The sequence below is a fragment of the Bradyrhizobium sp. MI1.7 genome (assembly GCF_055811795.1).
In genome coordinates, this window is record NZ_JBVVPO010000067.1 from 1 (window position 1) to 19,339 (window position 19,339).

A 19,339-nucleotide genomic window follows, 5' to 3' on the forward strand; every position below is an offset into this window, starting at 1 on the left:
CGGCCCGGCTTTTCTTTTTTTTTTTTATAACTGGGCCCCCCCCCCGTGCGCGGGGGCGGCCTTGGCTATCATGCCCCCGCCCCCCTCGACGCCGAACATCGGCTGGCCATCGACCATCCGCTCCTCACCCATGTCAACCAGATCGTAGTAGAGCGCGCGGGTGACCTTGGCCCAGAGATCGGCGCGGACATGCAGATATGGCGTCAGCCCGCCCTCCCTGGCCTGTTCGAAGCGCAGCCGGTGCGCGGCATCGCAGGTGACCCAGTCGTCGACATTGGTGCGGAAGCGGAGCACGCGATGGTTGTCCTCGCCGTCCTTCTGCATCTCGACCGCCATGAACGGCGCGTCGTCGACGCGGATGCCGACCTTCTCCACAGGCGTGACGAGGAAATGCTTGTCGCCCTCGCGCTTCAGGATGGTCGAGAACAGGCGGACCAGGGCGTGTCGTCCAATTGGCGTGCCCATGTAGAACCAAGTACCGTCGGACGCGATTCGGATGTCGAGATCGCCGCAAAACGGCGGATTCCACAGATGCACCGGCGGCAGGCCCTTCGTGGCGCCTTCGGTATTGGCGGCACTTTTGGCGGCGGCAGTCAGCCCCTCAAGACCTCGATCGGCGCTCTGCCCTTGGTTCGCCATGGTTTGCCCTGACTCTGTCTGTTGGCACGATTGGTGCAGGTTTTACGTTGTACCCGGGTGCGCGGTTCCACACCGGATTAACCCGGTGTGGAGGTCGCCACTTCGTGATGCCCTACATATCCCTAAGCCGATAAGGTGGGGATAGGTTAATTCAACGAATACATGGCCTTCCTGCAAGTCTAGCATAGGGCCCATGTGCGACTTGTGATGACTTGACGACGCAAGCGGGCCGCGTGGCGGACTTAAGGAGCTGACGGATGGCGGAAAGTGTCGAGAAACTGGAAGACGGAATCGTCCGTTCGGCCGAGCAGGTGTCGAGCCAGATTCGCGCGGCGAAAGACGCAATCGCGTCCGTCATCTTCGGCCAGGATCGGGTGATCGAGAACACGCTCGTCACCATCCTCTCCGGCGGCCATGCGCTGCTGATCGGCGTGCCCGGCCTCGCCAAGACCAAGCTGGTCGAGACGCTCGGCATCACGCTGGGTCTCGACGCCAAGCGCATCCAGTTCACGCCCGATTTGATGCCGTCGGATATTCTCGGTGCCGAAGTGCTCGACGAAAGCACCGCCGGCAAGCGTTCCTTCCGCTTCATCTCCGGTCCCGTGTTCGCGCAGCTGCTGATGGCCGACGAGATCAACCGCGCCAGCCCGCGCACGCAGTCGGCGCTGCTCCAGGCGATGCAGGAGCAGCACATCACCGTCGCCGGTGCGCGGCACGACCTGCCGAAGCCGTTCCACGTGCTGGCCACGCAAAACCCGCTGGAGCAGGAAGGCACCTATCCGCTGCCGGAAGCCCAGCTCGACCGCTTCCTGATGGAGATCGACGTCGACTATCCCGATCGCGACGCCGAGCGCCGCATCCTGTTCGAGACCACGGGTGCCGAGGAGACGCTGGCGAAGGGATCGATGAACGCAGATGCGCTGATCACCGCGCAGCGGCTGATCCGCCGTCTGCCGGTCGGCGATTCCGTGGTGGAGGCGATCCTGTCGCTGGTCCGCTCGGCCCGTCCGGGCGAGGAGAGCGGCGAGACCGGCAAGTTCATCGCCTGGGGTCCCGGCCCGCGCGCCAGCCAATCCTTGATGCTCGCCGTGCGCGCACGCGCGCTGATCGACGGACGCCTGGCGCCCTCGATCGACGACGTGCTCGACCTCGCCGAGCCCATATTGAAGCACCGCATGGCGCTGACGTTCCAGGCGCGCGCCGAAGGCCGCACGATTCCGGACGTGATCAAACAATTGAAGGCTCGGATCGGTTGATGGCCGCAGACAACGGGCACACAGCGAAGGAGATCATCGCGATCCGACGTGCCGATGGCGAAAGCCGTACGCTCGCCGCTTCGCTGCCGCGCCTGGTGCTCGAAGCCCGCCGTATCGCCGCCAACGTCATCCACGGCCTGCACGGAAGGCGCCGCGCCGGTTCCGGCGAAAATTTCTGGCAATACCGCCGCTTCGTCTCCGGCGAGCCGGCGCAGAACGTCGACTGGCGCCGCTCGGCGCGCGACGACCATCTCTATGTGCGCGAGCTTGAATGGGAAGCCTCGCACACGGTGTGGATCTGGCCCGACCGCTCGCCCTCGATGGCGTTCGCCTCCAAGACCGCGCGCGAATCCAAGCTCGAGCGGACGCTGATCGTCGCCTTCGCGCTGGCCGAGCTGCTGGTCTCGGGCGGCGAACGCGTCGGCATTCCCGGACTGATGGCGCCGACCGCGAGCCGCAGCGTCATCGACAAGATGGCGCAGGCGATGCTGCATGACGATGCCGACCGGCTGAGCCTGCCGCCGTCCTTCGTGCCTTCCGCGCTCGCCGAGATCATCGTGCTGTCGGATTTCTGGTCGCCGATCGCGGAGATCAAATCCACGCTCGCGGGCCTGTCCGGCTCCGGCGCGCATGGCACGATGGTGCAGGTGGTCGATCCCGCCGAAGAGTCGTTCCCTTATTCCGGCCGCGTCGAGTTCGTCGAGCCCGAGGGCTTCGGCGTGATCACGGCGGGCCGCGCCGAGAGCTGGGCGCAGGACTACACCGCGCGGCTCGCGCTGCACCGCGACCAGATCCGCGCCGAGACCAGCAGGCTCAACTGGCTGTTCACCACCCACGCGACCGACCGCTCCGCCGCCGAGCTCTTGCTGTTCCTGCATGCCGGCATGCAGGTGAGCAAGTCGGGCACCCGCACCACGACGATCAAGGTGGGGCCGGCCGCATGATGGGATTGCCGCTCGCCTTCACCGAACCGCTGCTCCTGATCGGCCTCGTCAGCCTGCCGGTGCTGTGGTGGCTGCTGCGCGTGATGCCGCCGCGGCCGCGCCGCATCGAGTTTCCGCCGACGCGCCTGCTGTTCGACATCGCGCCAAGAGAAGAGACGCCCTCGCGGACGCCGTGGTGGCTGACCGCGCTGCGGCTATTGGCTGCGGCGCTCGTCATTTTCGCCGCCGCCGGACCGATCTGGAATCCGCAAACAGGCGCCGCCGGCAGCAAGGCACCGCTGATGATCATGTTCGACGACGGCTGGAGCGCCGCATCGCACTGGGATGTCAGGGTCAGGGCCGCCGACGAGCTGATCGCCAATGCCGACAACGACCGCCGCGCCATCGCGCTGGTGCCGCTGTCCGAGCCGAACCGCGACATCACCCTGATGCCGGCGGGTGCGGCGCGCGTCGCATTGCGCCAGCTCGCGCCAAAGCCCTACTCGATCGATCGCGTTGAAACCCTGACCGCCATCGACCGTTTCCTGAAGGCCACCGGCGACTGCGAGATCGCCTGGCTCTCGGATGGCGTCGATACCGGCCGTGGCGAGGATTTCGTGCAGGGCCTTGGCAAGACCATCGGAGATCGCAGCCTGACGGTGTTCGAAGGCGGCACGTCCTCCCCGCTGGCGCTCGTCGCCGCCGAGAACGCCGCCGCCAAGATGACGGTGAAGGTGCTGCGCACCGACAGCGGCATCGCCGTCGGCACCGTGCGCGCGCTGGACCAGAAGTCCTCGCCGATCGGCGAAGCGCGTTATTCGTTCGGCCCGCAGGACAAGGAGACCGAAGCCTCGTTCGACCTGCCGGTCGAGCTGCGCAACGACATCACGCGGCTCGAGATATCGGGCGAGCGTTCGGCCGGCGCGGTGCAACTGCTCGACAAGCGGTGGCGCCGCCGCGCCATCGGCATCGTCACCGGCACGACCAGCGAGACCGCGCAGCCGTTGCTGGCGCCGACCTTCTACCTGACCCGTGCGCTGGCGCCGTTCGCCGACGTGCGGCTCGCCGACCGGGGCTCGCCGCAGCAGGGCATCACCCAATTCCTCGACCAGAAGCTGCCGATGATCATCCTTGCCGATGTCGGCACCGTCGCTCCTGAAATCCGCGAGCGCCTCAACGCCTGGATCGACCAGGGCGGCGTGCTGGTGCGCTTCGCCGGTCCAAGGCTCGCGCAGGCCGAGGACGATCTCGTGCCGGTCAAGCTGCGCAAGGGCGGCCGCACGCTCGGCGGCAGCCTGACCTGGGAGAAGCCGCAGCATCTCGCCGCCTTCGCGGCGAACGGCCCGTTTGCCGGCGTCGCAGTCCCCAAGGACGTCACCGTGAACCGCCAGGTGCTGGCCGAGCCCGACGCGGTGCTCGCCACCAAGAGCTGGGCCTCGCTGGAAGACGGCACGCCGCTCGTCACCGGCGAGCATCGCGGCAAGGGCCTGGTCAGCCTGTTCCACGTCAGCGCCGACATGCGCTGGTCTGACCTGCCGATGTCGGGCACCTTCGTTGAAATGCTGCGCCGGGTCGTCGACATGTCCGGCTACACCGCCAAGCCCGGGCCCGGGGTCGCGGCCGAGGCGAGCACCGAGACGGTGGCGCCGCTGCACATCCTCGACGGCTTCGGCGCATTCGGTCCGCCACCGGCCACCGCAAAGCCGCTGCCTGCGGATTATCGCGACCGCGCTACGCCTGATCATCCGCCCGGCTTCTATGGTCCGGCAGAAGGACCGCTCGCCGTGAACACGCTCGCAGCTTCCGACCGCATCGCCGCGCTGAACACCGCAGGCCTGCGCGCCCGGCACGCGACCTACACCAATGCCGAACCGCGCGACCTGCGCGGCTGGCTGCTGTCGACGGCGCTCGCGCTGTTCCTGATCGACGCCATCATCGTCGCGGTGCTCGGCGGCGGGATCGCCGCGCTGCTGCGCCGGCGCGCCGCGACAGCCATGATCGTCGTCGGGCTGGCGCTTGCAGGCCTGGTGTCGCTTGCGCCCGCGCCGTCGCGCGCCGATGGCGCCTCCGACGAATTCGCCATGAAGGCGGTGTCGCAAACCCGCCTCGCCTATGTCGTCACCGGCAATGCCGACGTCGATTCCATCGTCAAGGCCGGCATGTCCGGTCTGACGCAGTTCCTGGCGCAGCGCACCGCGCTGGAGGCCGGCGATCCCGTCGGCATCGATCCCGGACGCGACGAGCTCGCCTTCTTCCCGCTGATCTACTGGCCGATCGTGCCGGGCGCGCCCAAGCCGCCGCAGGATGCCATCAACAAGATCGACGCCTACATGAAGCAGGGTGGCACCGTGCTATTCGACACCCGCGACGCGATCGAAGTGCCGCCCGGCGAGAACGGCGCCGCACAGACCCCGGGCATGCAGACGCTGCGCGAGATCCTGTCGTCGCTCGACGTGCCCGAGCTCGAACCGGTGCCGCGCGAGCACGTGCTGACCAAGACTTTTTATCTGTTGCGCGACTTCCCGGGCCGTTTCAGCACCGGCCAGACCTGGGTCGAGGCCTTGCCGCGCGATGAGGACGACGACAGCGCGCAGCGGCCGGCCCGCGGCGGCGACGGCGTCTCGCCCATCATCATCACCTCGAACGATCTGGCCGGCGCCTGGGCGCAGCGGCTCGACGGTCAGTTCATGCTGCCGATGTCCGGCGGCGACGCCCGCCAGCGCGAATTCGCCTACCGCGCCGGCGCCAACATCGTGATGTACACCCTGACCGGCAACTACAAGGCCGACCAGGTGCACGCACCGGCCCTGATCGAACGGCTGGGGCAATAGGATCGACATGAATTACGGCATTGCGTTCACGCCGCTTGTTCCCACGATCGTCCTGTGGCTCGCGCTCGCCGCGATCGTCGTCGTTGCGCTCGTGCTGCTGGTGGCGCGTGCGCGCGGTGCAGCCGTGCGCGTGGCCGCGCTGGCGCTGTTCCTGCTGGCGCTCGCCAATCCCTCCTTCACCCGCGAGGACCGCGATCCCCTCACCTCGGTCGCCGCCGTCGTGGTCGACAAGAGCCCGAGCCAGAATTTCGGCAACCGCAATCGCGAGGCCGCGCAAGCGCAGGAAGCGCTGGTCGACAGCCTGAAGAAGATCAAGGGCCTCGAGGTCCGCGTCGTCGACGCCGGACAGGCCGATGGCGAGACCGACGGCACAAAACTGTTCGGGGCGCTGGCCACCGCGCTGTCGGACGTGCCGGTCGACCGCGTCGCCGGCGCGTTCCTGATCACCGACGGCCGGGTCCACGACATCCCGGCCAATACCGCCGGGCTCGGCTTCCAGGCGCCGGTGCACGCGCTGATCACCGGGCAGAAGGACGAGCGCGACCGCCGCATTGCGATCACGGCCGCGCCGCGCTTCGGCATCGTCGGACAGACCCAGACCATCACCTACCGCCTCGACGACCAGGGCGTCACCGGCGAGCGCGCCAAGGTCACGATCCGCAGGGACGGCGAGGTCCTGGGCGAGCGCACGCTGGGAAGCGGCCAAAGCGCAAGCGTCGACGTCGACATCAAGCATGCCGGCCCCAACATCGTCGAGATCGAGGCCTCGCCGCTCGAGAAAGAGCTGACGCCGGTGAACAACCGCGCGGTCGTCGCCATCGACGGCGTGCGCGACAAGCTGCGCGTGCTGCTGGTCTCGGGCGAACCGCATTCCGGCGAGCGCACCTGGCGCAACCTGCTGAAGTCCGACGCCAGCGTCGACCTCGTGCACTTCACCATTCTGCGTCCGCCGGAGAAGCAGGACGGCACGCCGATCAACGAGCTGTCGCTGATCGCGTTTCCGACCCGCGAGCTGTTCCAGCAGAAGATCAACGAATTCCAGCTGATCATCTTCGACCGCTACGCCCGCCAGGGCGTGCTGCCGATCGCCTATTTCGACAACATCGCGCGCTATGTCCGCGCGGGCGGCGCGGTGCTGGTCTCGGCCGGCCCCGACTATGCCTCCAACACCAGCATCTGGCGCACGCCGCTGGATTCGGTGCTGCCGGCAGAGCCCGTCGGCGTGACGGAAAAGCCGTTCTATGCGCATCTGTCGGAGATCGGAAAACGCCATCCGGTCACGCGCGGCCTCGAAGGCTCGGCCTCCGAACCGCCGCGCTGGAGCCGCTTCTTCCGCACCGTCGACACCCGCAATGCGGTCAACCCGCCGGTGATGACGGGCGTCGACGGCAAGCCGCTCCTGTTCCTCTCGCGCTTCGGCGAGGGCCGCGTCGCGCTCTTGCTCTCCGACCATATCTGGCTGTGGGCGCGCGGCTATGAAGGCGGCGGCCCGCATCTCGACCTGCTGCGGCGGATGTCGCACTGGCTGATGAAGCAGCCGGACCTCGATGAAGAGGCACTGCGCCTCCAGGTGCAGGGCAAGGACCTCGTCGTGGTGCGTCAGACCATGTCGGACAGCGTCCAGCCGGTCAGCGTGACCTCGCCGTCCGGCGTATCGCAGGACCTGACGCTCAGCCCGGCCGATCCCGGCGAGTGGCGCGCCAGCCTGCCGGCCAGCGAGCTCGGCCTGTGGCAGGCGACCGACGGCACGCTGAAGGCGCTGATCAATGTCGGCCCGACCAATCCGAAGGAGTTTTCGGAAGTCACCTCCACGACTGAAACCCTGAAGCCGCTGACGCAGGCGACCGGCGGCAACGCCGTGCGCGTGGTCGACGGCACCAGCGTCGAGCTGCCGCGCATCGTGCCGGTGCGTTCGGCGAGCGTCTTCGCCGGAGATGGCTGGATGGGCGTGCGGATGCGTGACGCCAGCGTCGTGAAGGGCGTCGGCGTGCTGCCGATCTTTGCCGGCCTGATCGGCCTGCTGCTGCTGCTCGGCGCGTTTGCCGCGACCTGGGTCCGCGAAGGGCGCTAGTTGCCTGAACGACACATCGCGCGGCCACCCGCGCGAGATCGTCTGACTTCCGTTGACATAAGCTGACCGCTCCTGCGATGTTACATTATAACATCGCAGGAAGCCGAGGGGATCGGCGCCTCGCGATGTGGGGTGGCTTTTTCAGATGAAGTGGTTCCGGTCGAATATCAGGCACGGCGCCCGGCTCGCGTTGTTCGCGATGCTGGTGCAGTTCGCGTTGACGTTCGGCCACAGCCATTGGTTCGCCCAGGCCGCTCCCCTCGCCCAGTCCTCGCTCCAGCAGACCGACAGCGGCAAGAGCATCGCTTCGATCGACCGCGCCGCGGTCCAGAAGCAATCGCCCGCCGGCCCCGACCGGGAGCAGCCGGGCGAGGACAATTGCGCGATCTGCGCCGTGGTCGCGATGGCGGGTACCGTCGTATCCGCGACGCCGCCTGTGCTCCTGCTGCCGCAGGCGATCGAGCTGCTTCAGCTCACCACCGATGCCGAATTCGTCCATCTGAAATCGGCCGGCACGGCGTTCCAGCCCCGCGCCCCTCCCGCGTCCTGACTCCAGACATCACTTGATCACGCCCGGCTCGCCGCTTTCCGGCGAACGCACGGGAGAAGTTGAAGTCGAATTCCGTCGCGCAGCGACGGCAGGCCGCCTCCGATCAGCACCAAACCTTGCGGACGGCGCCTGACTGGAATCAGGACTATGTCATTTGAATTGCGACGCGCGCAGCGTCTGGGTGGAGCAAGCCTGCTCCTGCTCGGCGCCGCCGCCACATCGGCGCTCGCCCAAGAGCCGGTACAACAGCCTGCGCAAGATAAATCATCGACCGAGATCCCCGCCGTCACCGTGACGGCGCCGAGCCCGATCGTGCGCAGGGTGGTGCCGACCCGCAGCCCGGTCCATGTCGCGCGCACCGGACGGTCGCGCGGCCAGCAACGCGCGGCGGAAGCAACGCCGGCGGCGCCAGCGACGGCCGCCACGCCCCAGCAGGGCGTGCTGCCAATCGTCACCAACCAGTTCGCCACCGTCACCGTGGTGCCGAACGAGGAGATCCGCCGCGAGGGCGGCGGCCAGCTCGGCGATCTGCTGTTCTCCAAGCCCGGCATCACCGGCTCGAGCTTTGCACCCGGCGCCTCCAGCCGGCCGATCATCCGGGGCCTCGACGTCAACCGCGTCGGCATCGTCGAGAACGGCACCAATGCGAACGGCGCATCCGATCTCGGCGAGGATCACTTCGTCCCGATCGATACACTCGCGACCAATCAGGTCGAGGTGGTGCGCGGGCCGGCCGCGCTCCGCTACGGCTCGACCTCGATCGGCGGCGTCGTCAGCGCGACCAACAACCGGATTCCGGACGCGCTGCCAACCTGCGGTGCCCAGCCGTTCCAGAGTTATGGCATGCCGGTGAAGGCGCCACTCGCAACCGCCGGGACATCGCCCTGCGTCACGGCCGAGACGCGTTCCGCGTTCAGCTCGGTCGATCGCGGTGTCGAGAGCGGCGTGCTGCTCGACACCGGCGCCGGCAATTTCGCGTTCCATGCCGACGTCTACGGCCGCAACACGACGGATTACGGCATCCCGAGCTACCCCTATTTGACCGACCAGACCCGGACCATCACAAACGGGCGCCAGCCCAATTCGGCGTCGCGCACGGACGGCGCCTCGATCGGCGGCTCCTACTTCTTCCAGGGCGGCTATATCGGCGCGTCGATCACGCAGAACGACTCGCTCTACCATATCCCCGGCATCGACGGCGCCGACCACAACACCCGGATCGACGCGCACCAGACCAAGATCAACGTCAAGGGCGAGTACCGGCCCGATGCCGCCGCGATCGACACCATCCGCTTCTGGGCTGGCGCCACGGATTATCGACACAACGAGATCGGCCTTGCCGATCCCGCCGATCCCAACACCGACGGTGTGCGGCAGACCTTCACCAACAAGGAGCAGGAGATCCGCACCGAGGTGCAGTTGATGCCGTTCAACGCGCGCTTCGCCGAGGTGACGACGGCGCTGGGCTTTCAGGTCGGCCATCAGGAATTGACCGCGCCGAGCCCTGACAATCCCGGTACGCTGTTCAACGGCCTGTGGGACCCCAACAACAACACCCGCGTTGCCGCTTACGCCTTCAACGAGTTCAAGTTCACGGACGCGACGCGGGCGCAGATCGCCGGCCGCATCGAGCATGTCGAGCTGCACGGCACGACGCCGAACTTCCCGCCGGATTATCTACCCGACGGCACGCCGCAGGTGGGCATCGCACGCAATCCGTCCTTCACGCCGAAGAGCGGCAGCATCGGCCTGTTGCAGGACCTGCCGGGCGGCATGGTCGGCAGCATCACCGCACAATATGTCGAGCGCGCGCCGAAGCCGGCCGAACTGTTCTCGCGCGGTGCGCATGATGCGACCGCGACGTTCGACATCAGCAATCCGAACCTCACGATCGAGACCGCTGAGTCGGTCGAGGTCGGCCTGCGCAAGGCGACGGGGCCGTTCCGGTTCGAGGCGACCGTCTACTACACGCATTTCGACAATTTCATCTTTCGCCGCCTCACCGGCGTGATGTGCGACGACAGTTTTGCGTCCTGCGGCACGCCGGGCGCCGAGTTGAACCAGGCCGTCTATTCGCAACGCAATGCCAATTTCCGCGGCGGCGAATTCCAGTCGCAGCTCGACGTCGGCGCATTCCAGGGCGGCATCTGGGGCATCGAGAACCAGTTCGACGTGGTGCGCGCCACCTTCACCGACGGCACCAACGTGCCGCGCATTCCGCCGCTGCGGATAGGCGGCGGCGTGTTCTGGCGCGATGACAACTGGCTGATGCGCGTCAACCTGTTGCACGCTTTCGCGCAGAACAACGTCGCCGTGATCGCGGAGACGCCAACGCCGGGCTACAATTTGCTGAAGGCCGAGGTCAGCTACAAGACCAAGCTCGATCCGCGTCTGTTCGGCGCGCGCGAGATGACGGCCGGCATCGTCGGCAACAATCTCCTCAACGAAAACATCCGCAACTCGGTGTCCTACACCAAGGACGAGGTTCTGATGCCCGGCATCGGCGTGCGGGCGTTTGCCAACTTCAAGTTCTAGCCTTTTCAAGTTCTAGCCTTTTCAAGTTCTAGCCTTTTCAAGTTCTAGCCTTGCGACAGCCGGGGCCCGCGGGCCCCGGCACACGCGCGTTGAGTGAACCGTAGCCCGGATGGAGCGGAGCGAAATCCGGGCTACGGGCTGCGCGTCAGCCGCTTCTCGAAGCGCCATTGATCGACGGGGAACGGCCCGTTCGAGGTGTCCGTCATCATCACGAAGGTGCCGGCGTTGCGCCAACCGCTCTTCTCGTAGAACCGCGCAGCGCGCGCGTTGCCGACGGCGCAGGCCAGCCACGCCAGCTCCACGCCGCGCGCGGCAAGGCGGGCCTCTGCGTCGGAGATCAGCGCCGCGGCCACGCCCGCGCCGTGCGCCTTCGGCGATACGAAGAGCTGATACAATTCGTCGGCCCTGACGGCGCAGAAACCGAGCGGCGCGCCAGCCGCGCCGACGACGCGGATGTCGGGAAGCATGACCGCCAGCCGATCGCGAAAATTCGGGAGCGTGCGGAGGCGGACCAGTTCTGCCGGTGCAAGCGAGGCATGCGACCCATGCCAGGCATCGTGCCACAGCTGAGCGATATGATCGACTTCACCGGCATCAGCGGGCCGCACCTGCATCATGGATACTCCGCAAGAGGTATCGTAGCCCTAGCCTCGCGCCTTGCTCCAGTCGGGCGTTACCTGCCCCGACACGCCCTCGAAAGCGCCGTCGACGAGCTCGAACACCAGCACGCGCGCGGCGTCGACCGGGCCCGGCATGGTGACGCGGCCCTTCGGCACCGGCTTGAAGCCGACGCGGCTGTAATAGGGCTCGTCGCCGACCAGCAGCACCAGACGGTGCCCCTTCTCCTTGGCGTCCTTCAGCGCGCGCTCCATCAGGAGACGGCCGATGCCGCGGTCGCGGAACGGCGGCTCGACGGTGAGCGGCCCGAGCAGCAGGGCCTGCGTCTCGCCGACCAGCACCGGCAATTGCCTGACCGAGCCGACCAGCAGCGTGCCGATGCGGGCGGTGAAGGATAGGTCGAGCAGATGGTCGACATGCTCGCGAATGCGGTAAGCGCTGAGCACGAAACGGCCGGGGCCGAAGGTGCGCTCGTGCAGCCGTTCGATCGCCTGGGCGTCGCCGGCGGCTTCCGGAAGGATGGTGAGCGAGAGATCGGTCATGTCGGCATGCGTCTTCGAGCGAAGTGGTTTCAGGTTCGCGTCAGGAAAACGCGTCAATGCGAGATGCGGGATAACATCTCAGACGGCCGCGGTCCATCGGCCTCGTGGGCGATAAAACCCTGTGCCGGACCGCGACTGAGGACCGCCGCGAACAGCAGCGTCCACAGCGACAGCATCAGGATCGGGATGACGTAGTACTGCGTGAAGACCGGATGCGTGGCAAAGAACGCCAGATTCAGCGCGAGATTGCCCCCCACCAGCAACGCGAGTTTCCTGACGCCGCCATGGCCGGCGAAGCGCCACAGCAGCGCGGTCCCGACGCAGGCGATCACGATCAACGGGAATTGCGTGTCGCGGAGATAGGCCAACAGCACGGCCGGGTCGAGGCTCGGCGGGGCCGTATCCTGGCCGCCATAGGCCGAGACCAGCGGATTGCCTGAATTGACCAGGTTCGCTGCGAACACCGGCAACAGCCCGACGAGGAACGAAAGGCCGAGCGCGAGACCCGAAATGAACGTCTCGCGGTTACGCCAGATCAGGAACGACAATCCGAAGAACAGGAAATAGCCGGCCGACAGAACCACGTTGGCGATCCGAAAGCTCGCGGACAGGCCGAGCAGCACGCCGACGGCAGCGACCATCAGCAGGCGCCGCCGGTCTTCATCGACGAACAGTCTTGCGGTGAACAAACCCGCCAGCGCGCAGACGACCATGGTCGGCGCCATCGAATAGCTCGCCTTGGTCGGATTGATCATGAAGTAGATCGAGAGCGCGCCGAGCAATGCGGCGAGCGTCAAGCCGACCTTCTCCTGCGCCCGCCACAAGCCGAACAGCGCAAGGCCGGCGACGATCGCGTTGGCCAGCATATAGAGCGGAACGACCTGGAATCCCTCCGGGAACAGCGCCAGCACGAAGCCCGTGCCCGGCGGCGGCGTCATCACCCATTTGCTGCCGTCGGCAGTCTGGGTGTGGCAGGGTGCCCGCGTCGGTTCGTTCCAGTTCGGAAAATCGATACTGCGCAACTTGGCCGCGAGATAGCCGTCGGTTTCACGGGCGAGGCTGGTGTCGAGCCCTTGCCAGCCGAAGCGCTGGAACAGATGCGCCTGCCTGAGATAGCAGATGTCGTCATAGACGCCGCGGCTCTCGCTCCAATGCGAGATCAGCCTGATGTTGCTGGCCAGAATTGCCAGAAACACAATTGAAAAAAATACTTTAACAGCTCTCATCGGCATTCGCCGGGCGGCCCCCCGCAGCTTGAAATGGCCCGCCGCCTGTACATGAAAAGCACCGGCAAGTATAGCAAAGTGGGGATTCTGGGGGTGGGGCAGACGTGGCCGATATGGGACTGGGCTTGGGTTCAACTGACACGTACCGCAACGGTGCTGCCGCACCGCAGCAGGGCACGTCGCGGGTCCTCATCATCATTCCATGCTTCAACGAGGAGGCCTCGGTCGGCGGCCTGCTGAGCGAGATCGCGGCGACCGGCCGCGGCTACCACACTCTGGTCGTCGACGACGGCTCGTCGGACGCGACGTCCGCGGTGGCAAGCTGCCGCTCGCCGGTCGCCCGCCTCGCGCAGAATCTCGGCATCGGCGGCGCCGTGCAGACCGGCATCAAATACGCGGCGCGTCAGGATTTTGATTTCTGCATCCAGATCGACGGCGACGGGCAGCATGATCCGCGCGCCATCGAGACGCTTCTGGAGGCCTATCGCAACGACCCCACCAACATCACCATCGGAAGCCGCTTCATCGACCATGCCGGTTTCTGCTCCACGCGCATGCGGCGCGCCGGCATCAGGCTGATCGTGCTTGCGCTCAACGGCCTGTTCAGCGGCGGCCGCATCACCGATCCGACCAGCGGCATGCGATTGCTCGACCGTTCGGCCATCGCCTTCTTCGCAAAAGCGTATCCGACGGATTTTCCGGAGCCGATCTCGCTGGCCTGGGCCATGCGCGCAGGCCTCACGGTCAGCGAAGTGGCGGTCGAGATGCGGGCGCGGGAGACCGGCGTCAGCTCGATCGACGGATTGAAGTCGGCGAGTTACATGATCCGCGTCCTCGGTTATATCCTGCTCGCGCGCCTCGTGAGGGCGTCATGACGCCGAGCGTCCCCGTTCCGATTTGTGGTCTCATCATCTCGTCGAACATCCTGAGGAGGCAGCCGTGACAGATGCCCTTCCAAGTCCGGAGACGGTCGTCGTCGTCTCCGCCTTTGCGCTGATCTACATGCTGGTGCTGCTGCGCAAGACGATGCAAGGCAAGTTCGATCTCTATGACTTCCTGATGCTGTCCATGGTGGCGATCATCCCCGCGGGCTTCACGCTGTTTCCGACACTGGCCTATCTCGTCAGCCATCTGACCGGCGTCGTGTTTCCGTTCGTCGTGATGTTCGGCGCCCTGTTCCTGGTGGTGTTCGCGTTCATGCACAACATGACGGCGCGACTGCACAGGCTGGAGCGGCAGAACTGCGCGCTGATCCAGGAGCAGAGCCTGCTGGTGCTGGAGTTGCAGGCGAAGCAGGGCCGTCAGGGCGTCGAGTCATGAGCGCGTAGCCGAGGAAATCCAGCGTCGTCGCGAGGCAAAGACAGGGAGAGCGGGTATGCTGAAGAACGCGAAGGTGGCAACCCGGCTTCCAGCCAAAGACCTCGACCGCGCGCGGGCGTTCTATTCGGAAAAGCTCGGGCTCGAGCCGGTCGAGCAGCGCGAGGGTGGGCTCCGTTACGTCTGTGCGGCCGGCGAGTTTGCGATATTCGTCTCGGCCGGCACGCAATCCGGCACGCACACGCAAATGGGGTGGGAAGTCGAGGATATCGAGGCAACTGTGCGCGAACTTCGCACACGCGGCGTCGCGTTCGAGGACTATGATTTGCCCGGCTTGAAGACCGTCGATGGAATTGCGGAGATCGCGGGAAACTATCCGAGCAAGGGTACTGGCGAGCGGGGCGCCTGGTTCCGCGACAGCGAAGGCAACCTGCTGGGGATCGGGCAGCCGTTTCGGGCTTGAGGATTCGGCCGGATCGCTTCAACGTCAGATCGCTTCAGCGCCAAATCTCCTCACCGCCACGTCGCGGTCGGCGGCTTGCCATCCAGCACTTCCGCGAGCCTTTGCCGCGTGCCGTGCGTGGTGCCCTCGGGCAGCGCATTGATCGCGAAGAATCCGCATTCGACGATCTCGTGGTTGGGCTCAGGGACGCGATCCTGCTTGAACTGCCTGACCACGTAGACCGCGACGTGGTCGCGGCGGGAGACGTGGCTGTTGAGGAAGATGCCGTGCAGCACCGCGTCACCGGTGAGATCGATGTCCCCCTCCTCCTTGAGCTCGCGCCGCATCGCCTGCTCCATGGTCTCGCTGAGATCGACGCCGCCGCCGGGCAGATACCAGCCGGTGATGTAGCTGTGCCTGACCAGGAACACCCGGTTCTCGGAATCCAGCACCACGGCGCGGACGCCGAGCGTCATGCCGCGGACAAGCAGGAAATAGGCGTGGAAGATTCGCCGCAGCAGCGGCTCGAATGTCCGTCGGACGCGGTTCAGACGATCCCCCATCAGGCTCCCAAAGAAACTCCCAAGAAAACTCCCGAGAAGACTCCCAAGAGGCCCCTGCCCGGGCCCCGCTTGCACAGTCCTCGCGACCTTGCCATTACAGCGGACGAATAGCGAGGCAATCGCGCGCCATGGCCCCCTTCACGCTCGCCCATCTGTCCGACCCGCATCTGCCGCCGTTGCCGAAGCCACGGCTGATCGAGCTCGCGGGCAAGCGCGCGCTCGGCTACGTCAACTGGACGCGCAACCGGCACAAGTACCAGCGCCGCGAGGTGCTCGACGCGCTCGTCGCCGACGTCCAGGCGCAGACGCCCGACCACATCGCGGTCACCGGCGATCTCGTCAATCTGGCACTGGAGGCGGAGTTCGCGCCGGCGCGCGCCTGGCTCGACGGCGTCGGTCCGCCCGACCGCGTCACCACCATTCCCGGCAATCACGATGCCTATGTCCGCGCCACCTCTCACCGCTTCGGCGAGACGTTTGCGCCTTATCTCACTGGCGATGACGGCAGCGTCGGCTTTCCGGGCGTACGCCGGCGCGGGCCGCTCGCGCTGATCAGCCTGTCCACGGCGGTGCCGACCCTGCCGCTGATGGCGACAGGCACGCTCGGCCGCGATCAGCTCGCGTCCCTCGAAGCGGTCCTCGACCGCCTCGCCGCCGAGGACGCTTTCCGCGTGCTGCTGGTACATCATCCCCTGAAGTCCGGCGCGCGCCAGAAACGGATGACCGATGCGGGTGCGCTGCTGGCACTGATCAAGCGTCACGGCGTCGAGCTGATCCTGCACGGGCACGACCACATTCATTCGACGATGTGGTTCGAGGGCCCCAACGGCAACATCCCCGCGGTCGGCGTGCCGTCGGCCTCCGCGCTCGCCCACGGGCGCTACCCGGCGGCAGCGTATAATTTGTTCACGATCGAGAAAGACAATGCCGGCTGGCGCTGCGAGCAGACCGTGCGGGGCCTCGGATCCGGATTTCAGATCCGGCAGATCAAGCAGGCAAGGCTGATCTAGTTCGCCGTCATTGCGAGCCAACGGGTCCGCGCGAAGCGCGGCCCGATGACAGGCTCCGCGAAGCAATCCAGAGTCTCTCCGCGGAAAGATTCCTGGTTTGCTTCGCTGCACTCGCAATGACGGCGGAGGGCGTCTCACCAGCTCCGCAGGGCCGCCAGCACGGCGAGGCCGAACAAGGCGGCCGCGCCGAAAATGAATCCGAACACGAACGGCCAGAGGCGCGAACGGCGCGGCAGCTCGGCAGCCGCGGGCTTCGGCTCTGATGGCACCACCATGGCGTGCTCGCGCTCGATCATGCGGCGGGCGACGTAGTCCGTCACGGCCTCGACGATCGCTGCGGTGTCGTGCGATTCGGCGAGCACGATACGGCCGAAGCGGGTGTCCTGGACGAAGCGGTACATCCGCTTGTCGCGCCCCATCATGATGTGTGCGACGACATCGATCCAGAGCCTGGGCGTATCGCCCTGGCTGATGCCGCGATCGAACAGGTCGATCTGGTCGGGCACCTGCGCGAACAGGGGATCGAGCGCGTCGTTGAGGATCTCCAGCCGCGCCACCTCTGCGTCGCGCAAATCGACCACCACACCGGTCCGGTCGGCGGCCTCGATCCGTGCGCGCAGCAGCGCGTCGCGCAGCCGTACCGGGCGCGGCTGGCTGGGATGGGTCCCGCTGGTCTCAGGCTCTGACATTGTCGGCCTCGTCCTCGACTTTCCTCCATTAACCTATCAGCAACCACACCCTCCGCAAAGGGTCCACAATTCCAGAGACTTACGGCGCCCACAGCCGATTGACCTGTCCCAAAAACAGACGATCCCACCCGGCTTGCGCCGGATGGGACCCTCCGTCCTTGGACGTCTTCTTAGTTCAGATTGTCAGGCCGAAACCCGCGACGGCTCTTCCACGATCGAGAAGCGGACGCCGGCCTTGTGGCGGTTCTCTTCCGAGACCGAGCGCCAGGCATCCTCGGCTTCCTTGCGGGTCTTGAACGGACCCTGCACCTGGGCCGAGCCTTCCACGAGCTTGTGGAAGTTCATCGAACCGAACTCGCCGCCGATCACCCAGAAATTGCTGCCTTTGGTCATTGTCAGTCTCCTGTCGAATAGCGTGGTGCGTTAGCCGAACTGGTTCATCGTGTTGTGGGCGCCGCCCGCCTTCAGGGCAGCCTCGCCCGCGAAGTATTCCTTGTGGTCGTCGCCGATGTCGGAGCCGGCCATGTTCTGATGCTTGGCGCAGGCGATACCCTGGCGGATCTCGGCGCGCTGCACGTTCTTCACGTAGCCGAGCATGCCCTGGTCGCCGAAATATTCCTTCGCCAGATTGTCGGTCGAGAGCGCTGCCGTGTGGTAGGTCGGCAACGTGATCAGGTGATGGAAGATGCCGGCACGCTTGGCTGAGTCGGCCTGGAAGGTGCGGATGCGCTCGTCGGCTTCCTTCGCCAGCGGCGTATCGTCGTATTCCGGCTTCATCAGCTCGGCACGGTTGTACTTGCTGACGTCCTGGCCGGCTTCCTTCATCGCGTCGTAAACCTGCCAACGGAAGTTGAGGGTCCAGTTGAACGACGGCGAGTTGTTGTAGGCCAGCTTCGCGTTCGGAACCACCTTGCGGATGCGATCGACCATCTTGGCGATCTGCTCGATATGCGGCTTCTCGGTCTCGATCCAGAGCAGGTCGGCACCGTTCTGCAGCGAGGTGATGCTGTCGAGCACGCAGCGGTCTTCGCCAGTACCGGGACGGAACTGGTAGAGGTTGCTGGGGAGGCGCTTGGGACGCATCATCTTGCCGTTACGGTTGATGATGACGTCACCGTTGCGGGCGTTCTCCGGCGTGATTTCCTCGCAATCGAGGAAGCTGTTGTACTGATCGCCGAGGTCGCCGGGCTTGTGGCTGACGGCAATCTGCTGCGTCAGGCCGGCGCCGAGCGAGTCGGTACGGGTCACGACGACGCCGTCTTCGATGCCGAGCTCGAGGAAAGCATGGCGGCAGGCGCGGATCTTCGCCAGGAACACCTCGTGCGGCACGGTGACCTTGCCGTCCTGGTGACCGCACTGCTTCTCGTCCGAGACCTGGTTCTCGATCTGGAGCGCGCAGGCACCCGCCTCGATCATCTTCTTGGCGAGCAGATAGGTCGCCTCGGCGTTGCCGAAGCCCGCGTCGATGTCGGCGATGACGGGCACGACATGGGTCTGGAAGTTGTCGATCTTCTCGATCAGCTCCTTCTCCCTGGTCTTGTCGCCTTCCTTGCGCGCCTTGTCGAGTCTGCGGAAGATGTCGTTCAGCTCACGCGAGTCGGCCTGGCGCAGGAAGGTGTAGAGCTCTTCGATCAGCGCGGGCACCGAGGTCTTCTCGTGCATCGACTGGTCGGGCAGCGGGCCGAATTCGGAGCGCAGCGCCGCGATCATCCAGCCGGACAGGTACAGATAGGTGCGATCGGTCTTGCCGCCGAAGTGCTTCTTGACCGAGATCAGCTTCTGCTGGGCGATAAAGCCGTGCCAGCAGCCCAGCGACTGGGTGTACTTGGTCGGATCGTTGTCATAGGCCGCCATGTCGGCCCGCATCAGCGCCGCGGTGTAGCGAGCGATGTCCAGACCGGTCCTGAAGCGGTTCTGCAGGCGCATGCGCGCGACGGCCTCGGCGGACACCCCGTTCCAGGTCGGCTGGGTCTTGAGGAGCGCCTGGGCTGCCTCGACCTCGCTCTGATACGAGGCCGGGCTCTGCAGGGCGTTGATGCCACGGGGCTGGTAATTCATCTGCTCGATCCTTTCGCTGATGACAACTCAACTTGTCATCGACATTTTTGACAGTGCATTGCGAAATGC

The 19,339-nt window shown here is 66.0% G+C and carries 18 protein-coding genes; 10 read left to right on the plus strand and 8 right to left on the minus strand.

The features are described from left to right. Positions 1-24 precede the first annotated feature (24 nt). The gene (locus tag AC0L3X_RS37645) at positions 25-639 is read right to left on the minus strand and encodes a DUF1285 domain-containing protein (RefSeq protein WP_473317240.1); all 615 of its coding nucleotides are present in this window, start codon (positions 637-639) and stop codon (positions 25-27) included. Between the two features lie 257 nt (positions 640-896). Here AC0L3X_RS37645 and AC0L3X_RS37650 point away from each other — a divergent pair, with 257 nt between their 5' ends. The 6 genes from AC0L3X_RS37650 (at position 897) to AC0L3X_RS37675 (ending at position 10,805) form a co-directional block, all read left to right on the plus strand. Beyond that, a complete protein-coding gene (locus tag AC0L3X_RS37650) occupies positions 897-1,895 on the plus strand; it encodes an AAA family ATPase (protein WP_071916189.1) in 999 nt (332 codons plus the stop codon). Next, a complete protein-coding gene (locus tag AC0L3X_RS37655) occupies positions 1,895-2,839 on the plus strand; it encodes a DUF58 domain-containing protein (protein ID WP_063985164.1) in 945 nt (314 codons plus the stop codon). The genes AC0L3X_RS37650 and AC0L3X_RS37655 overlap by 1 nt, the downstream gene beginning before the upstream one ends. Then, the gene (locus AC0L3X_RS37660; RefSeq protein WP_354131818.1) at positions 2,836-5,649 is read left to right on the plus strand and encodes a DUF4159 domain-containing protein; all 2,814 of its coding nucleotides are present in this window, start codon (positions 2,836-2,838) and stop codon (positions 5,647-5,649) included. The genes AC0L3X_RS37655 and AC0L3X_RS37660 overlap by 4 nt, the downstream gene beginning before the upstream one ends. A gap of 7 nt (positions 5,650-5,656) precedes the next feature. Continuing rightward, positions 5,657-7,720 carry a hypothetical protein gene (locus AC0L3X_RS37665; protein WP_354131819.1) on the plus strand — a complete coding sequence of 688 codons (2,064 nt, stop codon included), beginning with the start codon at positions 5,657-5,659 and terminating at the stop codon, positions 7,718-7,720. A gap of 145 nt (positions 7,721-7,865) precedes the next feature. Beyond that, positions 7,866-8,270, plus strand: coding sequence for a DUF2946 domain-containing protein (locus tag AC0L3X_RS37670; protein WP_063985167.1), 405 nt, complete (start codon positions 7,866-7,868; stop codon positions 8,268-8,270). 147 nt (positions 8,271-8,417) lie between these two features. Beyond that, the gene (locus AC0L3X_RS37675; protein WP_354131820.1) at positions 8,418-10,805 is read left to right on the plus strand and encodes a TonB-dependent receptor; all 2,388 of its coding nucleotides are present in this window, start codon (positions 8,418-8,420) and stop codon (positions 10,803-10,805) included. A gap of 131 nt (positions 10,806-10,936) precedes the next feature. Here the strand turns inward: AC0L3X_RS37675 and AC0L3X_RS37680 are convergent, their stop codons facing one another. Genes AC0L3X_RS37680 through AC0L3X_RS37690 form a run of 3 tightly spaced genes read right to left on the minus strand, consistent with a single transcriptional unit; the run spans position 10,937 to position 13,191 of the window. Next, positions 10,937-11,419, minus strand: a complete 483-nt coding sequence (locus tag AC0L3X_RS37680; protein WP_354131892.1) for a GNAT family N-acetyltransferase — start codon at positions 11,417-11,419, stop codon at positions 10,937-10,939. Positions 11,420-11,449: 30 nt separating this feature from the next. Further along, entirely contained in the window at positions 11,450-11,965 is a 516-nt protein-coding gene (locus tag AC0L3X_RS37685; RefSeq protein WP_166350180.1) for a GNAT family N-acetyltransferase, read from the minus strand. Positions 11,966-12,018: 53 nt separating this feature from the next. Further along, positions 12,019-13,191: a hypothetical protein gene (locus tag AC0L3X_RS37690; RefSeq protein ID WP_354131821.1), complete on the minus strand. Its 1,173-nt coding sequence runs from the start codon at positions 13,189-13,191 to the stop codon at positions 12,019-12,021. Between the two features lie 125 nt (positions 13,192-13,316). On the opposite strand from AC0L3X_RS37690, the gene AC0L3X_RS37695 reads away from it, so the two are divergent. The 3 genes from AC0L3X_RS37695 to AC0L3X_RS37705 all read left to right on the plus strand — a co-directional run bounded on the left by AC0L3X_RS37695 (position 13,317) and on the right by AC0L3X_RS37705 (position 14,971). Then, positions 13,317-14,066: a glycosyltransferase family 2 protein gene (locus tag AC0L3X_RS37695; protein ID WP_354142005.1), complete on the plus strand. Its 750-nt coding sequence runs from the start codon at positions 13,317-13,319 to the stop codon at positions 14,064-14,066. A gap of 64 nt (positions 14,067-14,130) precedes the next feature. Beyond that, a complete protein-coding gene (locus tag AC0L3X_RS37700; protein WP_063985170.1) occupies positions 14,131-14,511 on the plus strand; it encodes a DUF2304 domain-containing protein in 381 nt (126 codons plus the stop codon). A gap of 55 nt (positions 14,512-14,566) precedes the next feature. Beyond that, positions 14,567-14,971, plus strand: a complete 405-nt coding sequence (locus AC0L3X_RS37705) for a VOC family protein (RefSeq protein WP_354131823.1) — start codon at positions 14,567-14,569, stop codon at positions 14,969-14,971. A 50-nt stretch (positions 14,972-15,021) separates the two neighbouring features. On the opposite strand, the gene AC0L3X_RS37710 is transcribed toward AC0L3X_RS37705, so the two are convergent. Continuing rightward, on the minus strand, positions 15,022-15,513 hold the full coding sequence (locus tag AC0L3X_RS37710) for an NUDIX domain-containing protein (protein ID WP_354131824.1): 492 nt from the start codon (positions 15,511-15,513) through the stop codon (positions 15,022-15,024). Between the two features lie 128 nt (positions 15,514-15,641). Between AC0L3X_RS37710 and AC0L3X_RS37715 the strand changes: the two genes are divergently transcribed. After that, on the plus strand, positions 15,642-16,523 hold the full coding sequence (locus AC0L3X_RS37715; protein ID WP_354131825.1) for a metallophosphoesterase family protein: 882 nt from the start codon (positions 15,642-15,644) through the stop codon (positions 16,521-16,523). Positions 16,524-16,657: 134 nt separating this feature from the next. Here the strand turns inward: AC0L3X_RS37715 and AC0L3X_RS37720 are convergent, their stop codons facing one another. The 3 genes from AC0L3X_RS37720 to AC0L3X_RS37730 form a co-directional block, all read right to left on the minus strand. Continuing rightward, the gene (locus tag AC0L3X_RS37720) at positions 16,658-17,212 is read right to left on the minus strand and encodes a hypothetical protein (protein WP_354131826.1); all 555 of its coding nucleotides are present in this window, start codon (positions 17,210-17,212) and stop codon (positions 16,658-16,660) included. Positions 17,213-17,395: 183 nt separating this feature from the next. Then, on the minus strand, positions 17,396-17,605 hold the full coding sequence (locus AC0L3X_RS37725; RefSeq protein ID WP_008137787.1) for a DUF4170 domain-containing protein: 210 nt from the start codon (positions 17,603-17,605) through the stop codon (positions 17,396-17,398). 30 nt (positions 17,606-17,635) lie between these two features. Continuing rightward, positions 17,636-19,270: an isocitrate lyase gene (locus AC0L3X_RS37730; RefSeq protein WP_354131827.1), complete on the minus strand. Its 1,635-nt coding sequence runs from the start codon at positions 19,268-19,270 to the stop codon at positions 17,636-17,638. Positions 19,271-19,339 lie beyond the last annotated feature (69 nt).

Coding starts and splice junctions, on each gene's coding strand:
- AC0L3X_RS37645 (WP_473317240.1), bottom strand. CDS start 639: ATGGCGAACCAAGGGCAGAGCGCCGATCGAGGTCTTGAGGGGCTGACT.
- AC0L3X_RS37650 (WP_071916189.1), top strand. CDS start 897: ATGGCGGAAAGTGTCGAGAAACTGGAAGACGGAATCGTCCGTTCGGCC.
- AC0L3X_RS37655 (WP_063985164.1), top strand. CDS start 1,895: ATGGCCGCAGACAACGGGCACACAGCGAAGGAGATCATCGCGATCCGA.
- AC0L3X_RS37660 (WP_354131818.1), top strand. CDS start 2,836: ATGATGGGATTGCCGCTCGCCTTCACCGAACCGCTGCTCCTGATCGGC.
- AC0L3X_RS37665 (WP_354131819.1), top strand. CDS start 5,657: ATGAATTACGGCATTGCGTTCACGCCGCTTGTTCCCACGATCGTCCTG.
- AC0L3X_RS37670 (WP_063985167.1), top strand. CDS start 7,866: ATGAAGTGGTTCCGGTCGAATATCAGGCACGGCGCCCGGCTCGCGTTG.
- AC0L3X_RS37675 (WP_354131820.1), top strand. CDS start 8,418: ATGTCATTTGAATTGCGACGCGCGCAGCGTCTGGGTGGAGCAAGCCTG.
- AC0L3X_RS37680 (WP_354131892.1), bottom strand. CDS start 11,419: ATGCAGGTGCGGCCCGCTGATGCCGGTGAAGTCGATCATATCGCTCAG.
- AC0L3X_RS37685 (WP_166350180.1), bottom strand. CDS start 11,965: ATGACCGATCTCTCGCTCACCATCCTTCCGGAAGCCGCCGGCGACGCC.
- AC0L3X_RS37690 (WP_354131821.1), bottom strand. CDS start 13,191: ATGAGAGCTGTTAAAGTATTTTTTTCAATTGTGTTTCTGGCAATTCTG.
- AC0L3X_RS37705 (WP_354131823.1), top strand. CDS start 14,567: ATGCTGAAGAACGCGAAGGTGGCAACCCGGCTTCCAGCCAAAGACCTC.
- AC0L3X_RS37710 (WP_354131824.1), bottom strand. CDS start 15,513: ATGGGGGATCGTCTGAACCGCGTCCGACGGACATTCGAGCCGCTGCTG.
- AC0L3X_RS37715 (WP_354131825.1), top strand. CDS start 15,642: ATGGCCCCCTTCACGCTCGCCCATCTGTCCGACCCGCATCTGCCGCCG.
- AC0L3X_RS37720 (WP_354131826.1), bottom strand. CDS start 17,212: ATGTCAGAGCCTGAGACCAGCGGGACCCATCCCAGCCAGCCGCGCCCG.
- AC0L3X_RS37725 (WP_008137787.1), bottom strand. CDS start 17,605: ATGACCAAAGGCAGCAATTTCTGGGTGATCGGCGGCGAGTTCGGTTCG.
- AC0L3X_RS37730 (WP_354131827.1), bottom strand. CDS start 19,270: ATGAATTACCAGCCCCGTGGCATCAACGCCCTGCAGAGCCCGGCCTCG.